The 15409-nt window shown below is 73.1% G+C and carries 15 protein-coding genes and 1 tRNA gene; 4 read left to right on the plus strand and 12 right to left on the minus strand.

Going from position 1 to position 15409, the window contains the following annotated elements; genetic code table 11:
- Positions 1-74: 74 nt before the first annotated feature.
- The 4 genes from chrA to QQZ13_RS04670 are packed head-to-tail and all read right to left on the minus strand — an operon-like array spanning position 75 to position 3842.
- Positions 75-1259 (minus strand): chromate efflux transporter, encoded by a 1185-nt coding sequence (gene chrA, locus QQZ13_RS04655; protein ID WP_369335400.1) that lies wholly within the window; start codon positions 1257-1259, stop codon positions 75-77.
- A gap of 41 nt (positions 1260-1300) precedes the next feature.
- Positions 1301-2296 (minus strand): hypothetical protein, encoded by a 996-nt coding sequence (locus QQZ13_RS04660; protein WP_284527939.1) that lies wholly within the window; start codon positions 2294-2296, stop codon positions 1301-1303.
- Positions 2297-2307: 11 nt separating this feature from the next.
- The gene (locus QQZ13_RS04665; RefSeq protein ID WP_284527940.1) at positions 2308-3264 is read right to left on the minus strand and encodes a DUF2510 domain-containing protein; all 957 of its coding nucleotides are present in this window, start codon (positions 3262-3264) and stop codon (positions 2308-2310) included.
- Positions 3261-3842 (minus strand): isochorismatase family protein, encoded by a 582-nt coding sequence (locus QQZ13_RS04670; RefSeq protein WP_284527941.1) that lies wholly within the window; start codon positions 3840-3842, stop codon positions 3261-3263. The genes QQZ13_RS04665 and QQZ13_RS04670 overlap by 4 nt, the downstream gene beginning before the upstream one ends.
- A 177-nt stretch (positions 3843-4019) precedes the next feature.
- On the opposite strand from QQZ13_RS04670, the gene QQZ13_RS04675 reads away from it, so the two are divergent.
- On the plus strand, positions 4020-5027 hold the full coding sequence (locus tag QQZ13_RS04675) for an EamA family transporter (protein ID WP_284527942.1): 1008 nt from the start codon (positions 4020-4022) through the stop codon (positions 5025-5027).
- 21 nt (positions 5028-5048) lie between these two features.
- Here QQZ13_RS04675 and QQZ13_RS04680 read toward each other — a convergent pair whose 3' ends face one another.
- Both QQZ13_RS04680 and QQZ13_RS04685 read right to left on the minus strand, forming a co-directional pair.
- Positions 5049-5441 (minus strand): hypothetical protein, encoded by a 393-nt coding sequence (locus QQZ13_RS04680; protein ID WP_284527943.1) that lies wholly within the window; start codon positions 5439-5441, stop codon positions 5049-5051.
- 88 nt (positions 5442-5529) lie between these two features.
- A tRNA-Thr gene (locus tag QQZ13_RS04685) sits at positions 5530-5602 on the minus strand.
- A 233-nt stretch (positions 5603-5835) separates the two neighbouring features.
- Here QQZ13_RS04685 and QQZ13_RS04690 point away from each other — a divergent pair.
- The 3 genes from QQZ13_RS04690 (at position 5836) to QQZ13_RS04700 (ending at position 8492) form a co-directional block, all read left to right on the plus strand.
- Complete coding sequence (locus tag QQZ13_RS04690; RefSeq protein ID WP_284527944.1) at positions 5836-6738, plus strand: MetQ/NlpA family ABC transporter substrate-binding protein; 903 nt, start codon at positions 5836-5838, stop codon at positions 6736-6738.
- Between the two features lie 64 nt (positions 6739-6802).
- A complete protein-coding gene (locus QQZ13_RS04695; protein ID WP_284527945.1) occupies positions 6803-7840 on the plus strand; it encodes a methionine ABC transporter ATP-binding protein in 1038 nt (345 codons plus the stop codon).
- The gene (locus QQZ13_RS04700) at positions 7833-8492 is read left to right on the plus strand and encodes a methionine ABC transporter permease (RefSeq protein ID WP_284527946.1); all 660 of its coding nucleotides are present in this window, start codon (positions 7833-7835) and stop codon (positions 8490-8492) included. The genes QQZ13_RS04695 and QQZ13_RS04700 overlap by 8 nt, the downstream gene beginning before the upstream one ends.
- Before the next feature lie 9 nt (positions 8493-8501).
- On the opposite strand, the gene QQZ13_RS04705 is transcribed toward QQZ13_RS04700, so the two are convergent.
- From QQZ13_RS04705 to QQZ13_RS04730, 6 genes are all read right to left on the minus strand, one after another.
- Positions 8502-10058 (minus strand): alpha/beta hydrolase, encoded by a 1557-nt coding sequence (locus tag QQZ13_RS04705; protein ID WP_284527947.1) that lies wholly within the window; start codon positions 10056-10058, stop codon positions 8502-8504.
- A complete protein-coding gene (locus QQZ13_RS04710; protein ID WP_284527948.1) occupies positions 10055-11242 on the minus strand; it encodes a DNA polymerase III subunit delta' in 1188 nt (395 codons plus the stop codon). The genes QQZ13_RS04705 and QQZ13_RS04710 overlap by 4 nt, the downstream gene beginning before the upstream one ends.
- 54 nt (positions 11243-11296) lie before the next feature.
- A complete protein-coding gene (tmk, locus tag QQZ13_RS04715) occupies positions 11297-11965 on the minus strand; it encodes a dTMP kinase (RefSeq protein ID WP_284527950.1) in 669 nt (222 codons plus the stop codon).
- Positions 11962-14604, minus strand: a complete 2643-nt coding sequence (topA, locus tag QQZ13_RS04720; protein WP_284528038.1) for a type I DNA topoisomerase — start codon at positions 14602-14604, stop codon at positions 11962-11964. The genes tmk and topA overlap by 4 nt, the downstream gene beginning before the upstream one ends.
- Before the next feature lie 177 nt (positions 14605-14781).
- Positions 14782-15099 (minus strand): helicase, encoded by a 318-nt coding sequence (locus QQZ13_RS04725; protein WP_284527951.1) that lies wholly within the window; start codon positions 15097-15099, stop codon positions 14782-14784.
- On the minus strand, positions 15099-15407 hold the full coding sequence (locus QQZ13_RS04730; protein WP_284527952.1) for a TadE family type IV pilus minor pilin: 309 nt from the start codon (positions 15405-15407) through the stop codon (positions 15099-15101). The genes QQZ13_RS04725 and QQZ13_RS04730 overlap by 1 nt, the downstream gene beginning before the upstream one ends.
- Positions 15408-15409 lie beyond the last annotated feature (2 nt).

Below are 15409 nucleotides of genomic sequence, written 5' to 3' on the forward strand. Positions count from 1 at the left end.
CCATACGGCTTCGCGCACTTCCCTCACGAAGCCCCTACGCCGGCGGTCGCCCCGGCCGCGGGCGGGGAGCGCCGTCAGCCGCCGAGCGCCCCGACGACCGCGCCGGCGACGCCGCCCGCGATCACGACCGCCCACGCCGGCACCCGGGCGGGCCCCAGCAGCACGAAGGCGGCGATCGCGCCCGCCAGCGATGCCGGACCGGTGATCGCGGCGACGAAGACCGGGTCGTAGAGAGCGGCGGCGAGGATGCCGACGACCGCCGCGCTCGCGCCGCCGACGAGCGCCGCGGTCCAGGTGCGACGGCGCAGGACGTTCCAGAACGGGAGCACGCCCACCAGCAGCAGGAACCCCGGGAGGAACAGCGCCAGGGTCGCGATCGCGGCGCCGGCGACCCCGCCGGGACCGGCGGAGGCCAGCGCCCCGAGGTAGGCGGCGAAGGTGAAGAGCGGACCGGGGACGGCCTGGGCTGCCGCGTATCCCGTGAGGAACTGATCGGCACCGACCCAGCCCGACTGCACGACCGACGCGTCCAGCAGCGGCAGCACGACATGGCCGCCGCCGAAGACGAGGGCGCCGGCGCGGTAGAAGGCATCGGCCAGCGCGATCGTGCCGTCGCCGGTGACGCCGGCGAGCACCGGCAGCCCGATCAGGAGCACCGCGAACACCGTGAGGCCGGCGACGCCGACCGCCGCCGGCACGGGGAAGCGCAGCCCCGGAGACGAGGGCGCCGCTCCCCGCGACCAGAGCAGGCCGGCGAGGGCGCCGAGAACGATCGCCGCGATCTGGCTCCACGGCCCGCCGACGACGAGCACGACGGCGGCGGCCGCGGCCGCGATGAGCGCGCGGTTCCGATCGGGCGCGAGCGTGCGCGCCATCCCCCACACCGCGTGCGCGACGACCGCCACGGCGACGACGAGAAGCCCGCGGATCGCTCCCTCGGCCGCGGCTCCGGCGAGGAGGCCCGTTCCCGCGGCGGCGGCGAGCATCAGGAGGCTCGACGGCAGGGTGAAGCCGACGAAGGCGAGCAGCGCGCCGGGGGCGCCGGCGCGCAGCAGACCCACGGCGAAGCCGACCTGGCTCGAAGCGGGCCCCGGCAGGAACTGGCACAGGGCCACCAGTTCCCCGTACTCCTCCTCGGAGAGCCACCGTCGCCGCTCGACGAACTCCGCTCGGAAGTAGCCGAGGTGGGCGACCGGTCCCCCGAAGGAGGTCACGCCGAGGCGCAGGAAGACGAGAAAGACGGCCAGGGCGCGCGGCATGCCGGCAGGTCTCTCACGGGCGGAGGGCCGGGCGGCATCGCTCATCCGGCACCGTCCGGCGCAGCGGCCCGGCGGCGCCCCGACAGCGCTGCCGCCCGGGCGCGCAGTCCGACCGCGGACGGCACGTCGCTCGCGCTCCAGGCGGCGACGGCGACGATCACGGCGACCACGGCGAGCAGCGTGAGGAGACCGGTGAGGCCGCCGAGCACCGCGTCGGCGATGGCGTCGAGCGCCGGCGCGGCATCTCCCGACGCTCCGCGGAGCACCCGGCGCGCGATGCCGACCGCCGCGAGGGTCAGGAGCAGGGATGCCGCGGCACCGGCGGCCGCCAGCGACACTGCGCGCACTCGGCGCCGCGCGAGGAGCACGCCGCCTGCCAGGAGCGCGAGCGCCAGCCACGGGAGCCAGGCCCCCACGGCCACGGCGACGGCGTAGGCGGTGCGGGCGAGGACGACCGAATCGGCCTGCCCCAGCGGCACGACCAGAGACACCTCCGGGATCACCGCGGCGACGCGGAGCCCCTCGTCGAGCAGCGCCTGCCGCGCGGCCCCGACGACCGGCCCCAGGTGCAGCTCGAGCACGCTGTCTTCGCTGATCCCCACGACCCCCGATCCATCCCAGGTCAGCAGGGCGGTGCCGCGGTCGTGGGTGGTCCGCAGCACGGTCGTCCAGGTGCTCGCGAAGGCGTCGGACTCCACGACCCGCGTGACGGTCCGTTCGATGAGCGCCTGCACGGCGGCCACGGCGGAGCTCTCCAGCAGCGGCAGGGCGGCCGCGGCACGCGGCGGGAGGTCGAGGGTGGCCAGTCCTCCGAAGAGGTCTCCCACGAGCCCGTCCACGTCGATGCGGGATTCGATCGCCGCCGTCGTCCGCTCGATGACGAGCCCCTGCACCGCGGGGTCGTCGGCCAGTGGCGCGAGCGCCTCGACGAAGCGGTCGGTGTCGACGAGCGCCACCCGTACCCAGGCGCCGACGGCGGCCACGGGCGTCAGCACGACGCCCACGACGATCAGCGCGACAGCCAGCGACCGCCGCACGGGCTATCGCCTCACACGCCGTAGGTGGTGATGAGCGTGGTGAGCTGCTGCCAGAACCACGCGAACCACGCGAGGGAGACGATGATGACGAGCGCGATCGATCCCAGCCAGACCCAGAGGGCGGTCAGGCCCGAGCCGGTCTCGCGACGCAGGACGACCGTGCGACCGATGATGTACACGCCGATCGAGATGACGAGGGCGAAGAACGCCCAGCCCCAGTGGAACGGACGGGCCACGCCGCGCTTCTTGAGCTCGCGCCAGTCGAGCCAGGCGAACACGATCGACGCGGCGATCGTCACGTAGGTGAGCACCGAGACGAGCATCGTCCGGCCGAACCAGTCGACCATCGCGGCGACGGTCTCGGGATCCGCGCCGCTGCCGCGGTACTCGACCGCGACGATCGCGCGCAGGTAGTCCGACCAGTCGATGAGGAACAGGGACAGGACCGGGAGCGTGGACGCCACGATGCAGAGGTAGATCCACAGCGTGTTCGTGTTGACGCCGGGCGCGGACGGGCCCGCGGCGACCGGCGGCGCCGCCTGCGGCCAGGTCGGCGCGGCGGGGTAGGCGGGCGCGGCGGCGTAGGTCGGGGCCCCGGTGTACGCGGGGGCGGCGGGTGCCGCAGGGGGCGTCGCGGCGTACTCGCCGTAGCGGGGCTGCGGCGGGGTGGGAGCGGCCTCCGGCGCCGCCGGGGCGTCGGCCTCGGGAGCAGGAGCGGGCGCGGGCTCCGCGGCGGCAGCGGGCTCCGCGGCGGGCTCCGCGGCGGGCGCGGGCTCCGGGGCGGCAGCGGGCTCCGGGGTCGGCGCGAGCTCCGCGGCGGGCGCGGGCTCCGCGGCGGGCGCGGGCTCCGCGGCGGGCGCGGGCTCGGTGGGCAGCGGCGCGGTGTGCTCGGTCCACTGCGCGCCGTCCCACCAGCGCGTGCGGGTGGGATCGGTCGGGTCGGCGTACCAGCCGGCGGGGGTGCTCATCGGTTGCTCTCCTGGAGTTCGGCGCCCGCGTGGGCGAGTTCGGCGAGGGCTGCGTCGCTCGAAGCGGGCGCCACCCCCGCGACGAGGTCGGTCAAGATGCGGACGTGACGGCCGTGGTCGATGGCGTCCAGAGCCGACGCGCGCACGCAGTAATCGGTGGCGATGCCGACGACGTCGACGTCGACGACGCCGTGGGAGGTCAGCAGATCGCCGACCGTCTCCCCCGCGTCGGTGACCCCTTCGAACAGCGAGTAGGCGGGCTTGCCCTGCCCCTTCTTGACGTGGTGGGTGACCGCCGCGGTGTCCAGCTCCGGGTCGTACTCGGCGCCGGGAGTGCCGGCCACGCAGTGCACGGGCCACGTGTCGACGAAGTCCGGCTCGCCCGCGGCGAAGTGGCCGCCGTTGTCGCCGTCGGCGTCGTGCCAGTCCCGGGAGGCGACGATCAGGGCGTAGTCCGCGGCATGCGCGGCGAGGTGGGCGGTGATCCCGGCGGCCACGGCGTCGCCGCCTGCCACCCCGAGCGCTCCGCCCTCGGTGAAGTCGTTCTGCACGTCGACGATGAACAGGGCTCTGGTCATATGTCGAGCGTAGCCGGGTCGCCCCCGTTCACAACTCCGGAGGTTCGCGCCGACTCGCTCGCCGAGTCCGGCGTGTCGGGCCCTCGGGGCGTCGGATCTCCGGAGTTGCGAACGTCACCACCCTGACTCGGCCCCCAGGCTCGGCGCCCCAGACTCGGCGCCCCTAGGCTGGCACCCATGCTCGCCGCCTCGCTCGCCTTCCTCGGCGCGCTCGTCTACGGCTCCGCGGACTTCCTCGGCGGCCTCGCCGCCCGGCGCCTGCGGCCGCTCCTGGTGACGTCGGTGGCCGCGGTGTCGGGACTCCTCGTGCTCACGCTGGCCTCCCCGCTGCTGGGCGGCGTCTGGCGCGTCGAGGATGTGCTCTGGGGCGCGGCATCGGGCCTCACCGGCGCGATCGCGATCGGGCTGCTCTACGCCTGTCTCGCCCTCGGCCCGATGAGCGTGCTCTCCCCCGTCACGGCGGTCGTCTCGGCCGTCGCGCCGATGCTGTGGGGCCTCCTCGTCGACGGCGAGCGCCTGGGAGCCGCGGGCTACGCCGGCCTGGCGCTGGCCGTGGTCGCGATCGTGCTGGTGGCCTTCCTCCCCGGCGAGCGCATCACCCGGCCGTCGCTGCGGGGCCTGCTGATGGCGGTCGGCTCGGGCCTCGCCATCGGCGCCTTCCTCATCCTCATCGACCGCACCGGCGAGGACAGCGGGGTGGTCCCGCTCATCGTCAACCGCGGCGTGGCGGCGATCATCACCGGCGCGATCACGCTGGCGCTCGTGATCGCCGCCGTCCGGCGGGGCCGGACGGTGCGGGCCGCGCTCTCGGCGACGGGGATGCCGGTGGCGCCGACGCCGTCGGGCCGGGCCGACCTCGAACACGCCGGCGACCGCCCGACCGCCCCGACAGCCTCGGCCGCGACGCTCACGGCGGACTCGACGGCCGCGGGCGACGGTGCCCCGTGGGGCCGCGCATGGGCGCTGGCGGCGCTGTGCGGCGTCGTCGACGCGACGGCCAACGTGCTGCTGGTGCTGGCGCTGCGCTCGGGAGGCGACCTCGCCGTCGTCTCGGCGCTCACCGCGCTCTACCCGGCGGGCACGGTGCTCCTGGCGGCGGTCGTGCTCCGGGAGCACATCGCGCGGATCCAGTGGGCCGGCCTTGCTCTCGCCCTCGCGGCGGGCGCTCTGCTCGCGCTCGCGTGACCGGCTCCCCGGTCGAGGGCCTCAGCCGCGCACGAAGAGCAGGACCCAGGACACCACGAGGGCCACGACGCCCAGGGCGAGCGCGGCCGCGGCCGCCCAGGCCACGGCACGCAGACCCGGAGGTCGGCGACTGAGCCGCATCCGGTCCCGCCACCCGTAGCGGTACCAGATGCCGATGCGGTCGACGCCCTCCAGCGCCCCGGCATCGTGATCGCCCACCCGGGCGCCGTTCGCATCGCCGTCCGCGTCGTACCAGCGCACGAAGGTGCCCGCGTCCTCGTGGTCCACGAGCCCCTCCGCCGGCAGCCAGGTGCCGTCGGCGACCCAGATGACGACCGCGGCGACGCCGAGCACCAGCGCCCCGATGAATCCGAGCCACGTGAAGATCTCGATCACCGCGTCGAGCGCGTCCACCCGGCCTCCTGGAGCCTTCCGCCCGGCGATCGGGACCGACCGCCGACCCTACGACGAAGGCCCGCCGAGCGACGGGCCTTACTGGTCGAGCCACCTAAGGGAATCGAACCCTTGACCTATTCATTACGAGTGAATCGCTCTGCCGTCTGAGCTAAGGTGGCGCGTGCGCTGCTCGCGCATGCACGATCAACGATCTTACAGGGTCGGCGGGGGTGCCGCGAACCGCGCGAACGCGACCGCGGTGTCGGCGTGTTACAGCCGGATTCGGCGAGGGGACGTCGTCCACGTACGGTCGTCAAGGCACCGCGACGAGGCGAGCGCGGTCCCGATCGCGTTCGACGCCCCGTGCTCTCACGGAGCGTCCGCGGTGCCCCGATCCACAAGGAGCACCACCATGCCGAAGAAGTTCCTCCGAGCGGCCGCCCTGGCCCTCCCCCTCGCCCTGCTGCTGAGCGCCTGCGCCGGCACCGCCCCCGAGCCGGGCGCCTCCAGCGCCGCGCCCGAGTCGACCGGGCCCGTGAAGATCGGCGTCGTCGGCGCCGGCGACGCGTACTGGACGACGTACAAGGAGGCCGCAGCCGCCGAGGGCATCGAGATCGAGCTCGTCGACTTCAGCGAGTACACGCAGCCCAACCCCGCCCTGTCCGCCGGGGAACTGGACCTCAACCAGTTCCAGCACGTGATCTACCTCGCCACCTACAACGTGAACGCCTCCGACGACCTCGTGCCGGTCGGCGCCACGGCGATCTACCCGCTCGGGCTGTACTCGACGAAGTACGCCTCCGTGGGCGACATCCCCGCCGGTGAGACGGTCGCCGTCCCCAACGACGAGTCGAACGAGGCCCGCGGCCTCCTCGTCCTGCAGTCCGCCGGTCTCGTGGAGCTGCAGGACGGCGGCTCGCCGTTCTCGACGGTCGCCGACGTGCTGGACACCTCCAAGGTCAAGGTCGAGGCGCTCGACGCGGCCTTCACCGCCACCTCGCTCCCCGACGTCGCCGCGGCGATCATCAACAACGACTTCGTCGAGGACGCGGGGCTGACCTTCGCCGACGCGATCGCCACCGACGACCCGTCCGACCCGAACGCCCTGCCGTACGTCAACATCTTCGCCGCCCGCGCCGAGGACGCGGAGAACCCGACGTACCAGAAGCTCGTCGAGATCTACCAGAACACCCAGGAGGTGCTCGACGGCGTGCAGGAGGCCTCGGGGAACACCGCGGTGCTCGTCAAGACGCCGGTGGCCGACCTCCTCACCTCGCTCCACGAGGTCGAGGACGACATCCGCGCCAACCAGTAATCCGCCTCGCGTGCGCGGCCCGTTCGATCGAGCGGGCCGCGCACGCATGTCACGGAGGTGACCCATGACACTGATCCGCCTCTCCGGCGTGACCAAGTCCTTCCCTGCGACGAGCAAGGGCGGTGAGCAGATCGTCGCGGTGGACGACGTCTCGATCGACGTCGCCGCCGGCTCCATCACCGGCATCATCGGATACTCCGGTGCCGGAAAGTCCACCGTCCTGCGGCTGGTCAACGCCCTGGAGCTCCCCACCCGCGGCACCGTGGAGATCGACGGCCGCGACATCACCCGCCTCCGCGAACGCGACCTGCGGGCGCTGCGCAGCGACATCGGCATGATCTTCCAGCAGTTCAACCTGTTCGACTCGCGCACCGTCGCCGGCAACATCGCCTACCCCCTGGAGGTCGCCGGCCGGCCGCGCGGCGAGATCGCGGCGCGCGTGACGGAGCTGCTGCGGTTCGTCGGGCTCGCCGACAAGGCCAAGGCCTACCCCGAGCAGCTCTCCGGAGGGCAGAAGCAGCGGGTCGGGATCGCCCGCGCCCTCGCGACGAGCCCCCGCATCCTGCTGGCCGACGAGGCCACGAGCGCGCTCGACCCCGACACCACGCAGGAGGTGCTCGCGCTCCTGCGCCGCGTCAACGCCGAGCTCGGCGTGACGATCCTCGTCATCACCCACGAGATGGACGTCATCCGCTCCCTCGCAGATCGCGTGGTGGTGATGGAGGCCGGCCGCGTCATCGAGGACGGCGCCGTCTTCGACATCCTCTCCGCCCCGCAGCATCCCGCGACCCGCCGCTTCGTCGCGAGCATCATCGACGAGGTGCCCGCCGGCGAGAAGCTGCAGGCGCTGCGCGCGCGTCATCCGGGGCGCATCGTCACCTTCCGCCTCCGCGACGGTGACGGCTCGCAGGCGGACGTCTTCGCCGCCCTCGCCGGTCACGACGTCCGCTTCGAGCTCATCCACGGCGGGATCAACGACATCGGCGGCCGCGTGTTCGGCCACCTCACGCTGTCGCTCACCGGCGAGGCGGACGCCGTGGAGCGCGCGATCGTCGCGGCCCGGGCGCACGCGCCGCTCATCGAGGAGGAGATCCGTGGATAGGCTCATCGACCTGCTTCCCGAGCTGCTGGACGCGACGTACGAGACGCTCTACATCGTCACGTTCTCGCTGATCCTCGGCGGCCTGCTCGGGCTCCTCCTCGGAACGCTGCTCTACGCGTCCCGCCCGGGGAGCCTGTTCCCCAACCGGCCGGTGTTCGCCGTGCTCAACGTGATCGTGAACTTCTTCCGACCGATCCCGTTCGTCATCCTGCTCGCGGCGGTTCAGCCGCTCGCGCGCGGGGTCGGCATCCCGGGCATCGGTGCGAACTTCGGCGTCTTCGCGATCACGATCGCCTCGCTCTTCGCGATCAGCCGCATCGTGGAGCAGAACCTGCTGACCGTCCGCCCGGGCGTCATCGAGGCGGCCCGCGCGGCCGGGGCGAGCCGGGCGCGGATCCTCTTCCGCCTGGTCCCCCGCGAGGCGCTGGGGCCGCTGGTGCTCGGCTACACCTTCATCGTCGTCGCCCTCGTCGACATGACGGCGATCGCCGGTGCGGTCGCGGCCGGCGGCCTGGGCGAGTTCGCGATCGTCTACGGGTTCAAGCAGTTCAACCCGTGGGTGACCTGGGCGGCGGTGCTCGTGATCATCGTCATCGTGCAGGCCGTGCAGTTCCTCGGCAACGGCCTGGCCCGGCGCATCCTGCGACGCTGATCCGCGCGCTCACCCGCAGCGCAGCCCGTCCTCCGGAACGGTCCCGTCGATCAGGTAGGCGACCACCGCGTCGTCGACGCAGGCGTTGCCCTTGTTGAAGCCGGTGTGCCCCTCGCCCACCCGGGTGACGAGCACCCCCGACGACAGCTGCTCGGCGAGGGACTCCGACCACGAGTACGGGGTGGCGGGGTCGTTGGTGGTGCCGACCACGACGATCGGGGCGGCGCCCTCGGCGACGATGGGCTCGCGGACGCCGGTGGGCTCCGCCGGCCACACCGCGCAGACGTCGACGCCCTGCCAGTAGGGGGCGATCGTCGGCGCCTTCTCGGCGATGGTCGCCTCCGCCGCGGCCTGGTCGGCCTCGTCGGTGTCGAGCGGGTAGTCCATGCAGTTGTACGCGCGGAACGCCTCGGTGGAGTTGTCCTCGTACGTGCCGTCGGGGGTGCGCCCGTAGTAGAAGTCGGCGAGCAGGAAGGCGGTGTCGGGGTCGCCGGAGAGGGCGTCGTCGAGGGCCGCCGTGAGGTAGGTCCAGCTCTCCTGCGCGTAGAGCGCCGCGATGATGCCGGTCAGCAGGGCGTCGGCGCCGAGCTCGCGCCCGTCGGAGGCGGGGAGGGGGCTGCGGTCGACACTCGCCAGCAGCGTGCCGAGGTCGGCCATGGCCTCGTCGACCGAGCCGGAGAACGGGCAGTCGTCGCCGTCCAGGCAGTCGGCCATGTAGGCCCGCAGCGCCGATTCGAACCCGATCGCCTGCGTGGTGCCGACGTCCAGGCCGGGGATCGACGGGTCGATCGCCCCGTCGAGCACGAGCCGTCCGACCTTCGCCGGGAACAGCTTCGCGTAGGTCGCCCCGAGGAAGGTGCCGTAGGAGTAACCGAGATAGTTGAGCTGCGCGTCGCCCAGCACGGCGCGCAGCAGGTCGAGGTCGCGCGCGGCGTTGTCGGTGGTGATGTACGGGAGGATGCCGTCGCTCCCGTCGACGCACGCCTGCACGAACTCGTCGTTGCGCTCGGTGAGCTCGGCCTCCCAGCCCGCACTGCCGCGGGGGTCGGCGGGGATGTCGAAGAGGTAGGCGTCCATCGCCCGCGGATCGAGGCACGTCACCGCCGTCGAGCGTCCGACCCCGCGCGGGTCGAAGCCGATGACGTCGTACGCGGCGGCCAGCTCCTCGCCCACGGCGAACTGGGCGCTTTCGGCGATCAGGTCGTATCCGCTCGCCCCGGGACCACCGGGGTTGGTGAGCAGCGACCCGCGTGCGCGGTCGTCTGCGGCACGGCGGATGACCGCCAGCTCGATCTCGCCGGCCTCCGGGTCGGCCCAGTCCAGCGGCGCGGTCACCGTCGTGCAGTCGTAGTCGCCGGAATCCGCCCCCTCGCACCTCTCCCACGCGAGGCTCTGCCCGTAGAAGTCCTCGAAGCCGGCGGGCACGTCATCGAGGTTCGGGCTCTGCGAGGGCGCCGTGGCGTCGGGGGTCTTCGGATCCCACAGGATGCCGCACGCGCTCAGAGCCAGCGCTGCGGCGAGGACGGCGGCGGCGACGGCGACGAGACGACGGGGACGGTTGTTCACGGGGTCCTTCCGCTGGCGACGGTGATCAGCATGCTCTCGAGGGCCAGCGCCGGGGCGGCGTTGCCTTCGAGGTTCGTGCGGGTGACAGAGATCTGGTCGAGCACGGTCAGGGTGCGCTCCGGGCTCCATGCCGCGGCGAGCGCGGCGAGCTCGTCGGACAGCTCCCGGTTGATGAGCCCGTCGGCGCGGCCGAACTGGAGCATGAGGGTGTCGCGGTACATCGACTCGAGGTCGGTGAGCACGCGGTCGATGCCGTCGCGCAGGCTCCGCGTGGCGCGCCGCTTCTGATCCTCCTCGAGCGCCCCCAGCTGGCCGCGGACGGCGGGCGGGACCGCCGCTCCGGCCGGGATGCCGAGCGTGCGCAGCAGGGACTCGCGCTCGGCGTCGTCGCGTTCGGCCGTCAGCGACTTGGCGTCGTCGGTGGCCAGCTGCACGATGCGCGCGGCGACCTCGACCGCGTCGTTGACGCCCCGCACCCGCAGGACCGCCCGCAGCGTCTCGTCGCGCCGGGCGCGCGCGGCCTCGTCGGTGGCCAGGCGCTGCGCCATGCCGATGTGGCGCTGGGCGAGCCGGGCCGACTGCTCGGCGATGGCGGGGTCGGCCCCGGTCCGCTGGACGATGAGGCGGGCGACGTCGTCGACGTCGGGCTCGCGCAGGCGCAGGGTGCGCACCCGCGACCGGATCGTCGGCAGCAGGTCGGCGTCGCTCGGGGCGCACAGCACCCACACCGTGCGCTCGGGCGGCTCTTCGAGCGCCTTCAGCAGGACGTTGCTCGTGCGCTCGACCATGCGGTCGGCGTCCTCCATGACGATCACGCGGTAGCGACCGAGCGACGGGGCGAAGTAGGAGCGCTCGACGAGGGCGCGCGCGTCCTTGATGGAGATGATGACCCCCTCCGTGCGGAGGGCGGCGAGATCGGGGTGCGTTCCGGCCAGCACCTGCCGCATCGCGTTCTCGTCGCCCGGTTCGGCGATGAGCGCCGCCGCGAAGGCGTAGGCGAGGGTCGAGCGCCCGGATCCGGGCGGCCCGGTGATGAGCCACGCGTGCGCCAGCTGCGCCGGATCGGAGGCGGCTGCCTGCAGCTGCGCGACCGCGTCGTCCTGTCCCCAGACCTCGCCCCACGGCACCTGACCCAGCGGGGACGTCGACGCGGCGGTCGCGGGGGCGTCGGAGGCCGTCGTCATGCCGACCAGCCTACGGTGTGGCGCCGACCTCGTCCTGCGACCGGTGGCGGCCGCTCAGGCGAGGACGGCGGCCACGCGATCGCGCACCGCGGCTGCCAGTTCGCCCACGTCGCGCGTGGCGTCGAGCACGAGGAACCGCTCGGGCTCCGCGGCGGCCAGCGCGAGGTAGGCCGCCCGCACGCGGGCGTGGAAGTCGGATCGCTCCGCCTCCAGCCGGTCGAACGGCTTGTCGTCGGCGTCGAGGCGGTGGCGGGCGGCGGCCGGATCGATGTCGAGCAGCACCGTGAGGCGGGGCAGCGCGCCGTCGGCGGCCCACAGCGACAGGTTGCGGATCTCGTCGGCGTCGAGCACGCGGCCCGCGCCCTGGTAGGCCACGGACGAGTCGAGGTAGCGATCCTGGATCACGATCTCGCCCCGGGCGAGGGCGGGCTGCACGAGCGTCGCGACGTGGTGCGCACGGTCGGCGGCGTAGAGCAGCGCCTCGGCGCGCGGCGCGATGTCACCCCGATGGTGCAGCACGATGTCGCGGATCAGGACGCCGACCTCGGTGCCGCCGGGCTCCCGGGTGCGCACGACGGTGCGACCCTGGCCGCGCAGCCACTCCTCCAGCAGGGCGGCCTGGGTCGTCTTCCCCGACCCGTCACCGCCCTCGAACGTGATCCACAGACCCTGGTCGTGAGCGGGCAGCTCGGCGGGGGCGGATGCCGGGCCGTCCGCGGTCACTTCTTCTTCGCCGGAGTCTTGCGCGCGGTCGTGGTGCGCCGCGTCGTGCGCTTGGGGGCGGGCCCCTTCGCACGCTTCTCCGCGAGCATCTGCACCGCGATCTCGTAGGTGATGTCGTCGGGCGTCTGACCGCGCGGGATGGTGACGTTCGTCGTGCCGTCGGTGACGTACGCGCCGAAGCGGCCGTCCTTGATGCGGATCGGCTTCTCGCTCACGGGGTCGGCCTCGAACTCCTTGAGGGAGGTCGCGGCGCGGTTCGCGTACTTCGGCAGCGCGTAGATCTCCAGCGCCTGATCGAGCGTGATGTCGAAGATGAGCTCCTCGCTGCCGATGCTGCGCGAGTCGGTGCCCTTCTTGATGTACGGGCCGTAGGGCCCGTTCTGAGCGGTGATGTCGACGCCGGTCTCGGGGTCCTGCCCGACGACGCGCGGCAGGCCGAACAGCTTCAGCGCGGTCTCGAGGTCGATCGTCTCGGGCGACATGCTCTTGAACAGCGAGGCACGGCGGGGCTTGGGCGCGGTGTCCTTCTTCGCCCCGCGCTTCTTCGGGGCATCCTCGACCGGCGCCTCCCCCTCGGGGAGCACCTCCTCGAGGTAGGGGCCGAACCGGCCGTCCTTGACCACGATGTCCCGCCCGTTCTCGGGGTTCTGCCCGAGAACGCGGTCGCCGCCGACGGGAGCGTCGATGAGCTCGCGCGCCTTCTCGGGCGTCAGCTCGTCGGGCGCGAGGTCGTCGGGGACGTTGATGCGGCGCGGGCTCTCCTCGTCGCCGGGCACTTCGAGGTAGGGCCCATAGCGCCCGAAGCGCAGGACGGCCACGTCGCCGATCGGGGTCGAGTTGATCTCCCGCGCGTCGATGTCGCCGAGGTTGTCGACGACGTTGCGCAGTCCCACGTGGTCGTCGGCGCCGAAGTAGAACTTGCGCAGCCAGGTGGCCCTGTCCTGCTCGCCGCGGGCGATCGCGTCGAGGTCGTCTTCGAGTGCGGCGGTGAAGTCGTAGTCGACGAGGTCGGAGAAGTGCTGCTCGAGCAGACGCACGATGCTGAACGCGAGCCAGCTGGGCACGAGGGCCTGCCCGCGCTTGCTGACGTAGCCGCGGTTGAGGATCACGTCGATGATGCTCGCGAAGGTCGACGGACGGCCGATGCCCTTCTCCTCGAGCGCCTTGACGAGCGAGGCCTCCGTGTAGCGGGGCTTGGGACTGGTCGCGTGGCCCTTCGCCTCGACGTCGCGCAGGCTCAGCACGTCTCCCACCGCGAGCGGCGGGAGCGCCTGGTCGTCAGCCTTGTCGGAGTCGCTCCGCTTCTCGTCGCGGCCCTCCTCGTAGGCGTCGAGGAACCCCTTGAAGGTGTAGACGGTGCCGGACGCCGTGAACGCGGCGACCTGGGAGCCGGCGGCGACCTCGAGGGTCACCGTGGTCGTCTCGTACTTCGCGTCGGCCATCTGGCTGGCGATGGTGCGCTTCCAGATCAGGTCGTAGAGGCGCAGTTCGTCGCGGTCGAGACCCGACGACACCGATGCGGGCGTGCGGAAGTCCTCACCGGACGGGCGGATCGCCTCGTGCGCTTCCTGGGCGTTCTTGCTGTTGTTGCGGTAGCTCCGGGGGTTCGCCGGCACCGCCTTGTCGCCGTAGAGGGCCACCGCCTGCGCACGCGCCGCCGTGACGGCCTGCGTCGACAGCGCCGTCGAGTCGGTGCGCATGTAGGTGATGTACCCCTTCTCGTAGAGCCGCTGCGCGACGCCCATGGCGTGCTTGGCGCTCATCGAGAGCTTGCGTCCCGCCTCCTGCTGGAGGGTCGAGGTCGTGAAGGGGGGCTTGGGGCTGCGCGTGCCGGGCTTGGCCTCGACGGCGGTGACGGTGGCGGTGCCGGCGGCCTCGATCGCGCTCGCGAGTTCGCGCACCTGCGCCTCGGTGAGCACGACGACGGCCTTCTTCAGCTCACCGCGGTCGTCGAAGTCGGTGCCGCGCGCCAAGGGCGCGCCGTCGAGCCGCGCGAGACGGGTCGCGAACGCCTCCGAGGCGGCCTTGGCCGCGAGAGCCTCGACGTCCCAGTACGAGGCGGAGACGAAGGCCATGCGCTCGCGCTCGCGGTCGACCACCAGGCGGGTGGCCGCCGACTGCACGCGTCCGGCGGAGGTGCCCTGGCCGACCTTGCGGCGCGTGACGTCGGAGACGTCCCAGCCGTACAGGCGGTCGAGGATGCGGCGGGTCTCCTGCGCGTCGACGAGCGCGAGGTCGAGTTCGCGGGTGTTGTCGACGGCGGCGCGGATCGCGTCGCGGGTGATCTCGTGGAACACCATGCGCTTGACCGGCACCTTGGGCTTCAGGGCCTCGAGAAGGTGCCACGCGATGGCTTCGCCCTCGCGGTCCTCATCGGTGGCGAGCAGCAGTTCGTCGGCGGTCTTGAGGGCGCGCTTGAGCTCGGCGACGGTCTTCTTGCCGCGATCGCTCTCGACATAAAGAGGAGTGAAGTCGTTCTCGATGTCGATCGAGTACTTCCCCACCGAGGTCTTCTTGAGCTCCGCGGGGATGTCCTTCTTGTCGGCGAGGTCGCGGATGTGACCGACCGAGCTGAGCACCTCGTAGCCGTCGCCCAGGTATCCCTGGATCGACTTCATCTTGGTCGGGGACTCGACGATGACGAGCTTCTTCCCCGTCTCGCCCTTGCCCGCCCCGCTCCGGGCTCCGCCCGTGCTCCGCGTGCCCTTGCTGCCTTCAGCCACTGGCGTCCTTTCTTCGTTGCACACCATACACACCGGGAGAGGGTGCAATCGCTGGGAGCCCGGTCCGCCCGCCTCCGGGAGGGCGATGTTCTCTCAGGGCGCAGGACCGGCCCGGGCAACCGCCCTCGCCCGGAACGGTCCGACCGCCGCGCCGACGACGACGGTGGCGACGACCCCGTCCACGACACAGTCCTCCACGGTTGCGCCAGCCCGTGCGGCCACGTCGGCGGCCCGCGGGCACGGTGCGCCGCCGATCGCTCCGGTCGCCGCGTCGGCGGCCGCCAGCGCTGCGGCGTCGGCGACCGCGGCGAGACGGACCGCGCGCACCGAGGCCGCCCCCGCGGCCGCGCATCCGACGGCCAGGGTCGCCGTGACGGCGAGCGCCCCGATGACCAGCGCGACGCCCGCCATCAGAGCCCGCCCGCCAGGGCGCACCCCGTCGCCCGGAGGGGCGGGAGCGGAAGCGGCACCGCCTGCGCGACCGTCGCGTCGACGCACGCGAACTCGCCGTCGGAGCGGATGGCGACGCTCACCCCCTCGACGAGCGCCGCGACTGCCGCGCGCACGCGGTCGTCGCCCTCTCCCCGCGCCGCCAGCCGCGCCCCCTGCGCGGCGGCCTGCTCGAGCCGCACCTGCCGGCCTGCGGCGGCGAGGGTGGTCACCGCGAGCAGCACGACCAGCACGACGGCGGGTACGACGACGGCGAACTCCGCCGCCACCG

The sequence above is a fragment of the Microbacterium sp. T2.11-28 genome (genome assembly GCF_950097975.1).
GTDB lineage: Bacteria > Actinomycetota > Actinomycetes > Actinomycetales > Microbacteriaceae > Microbacterium.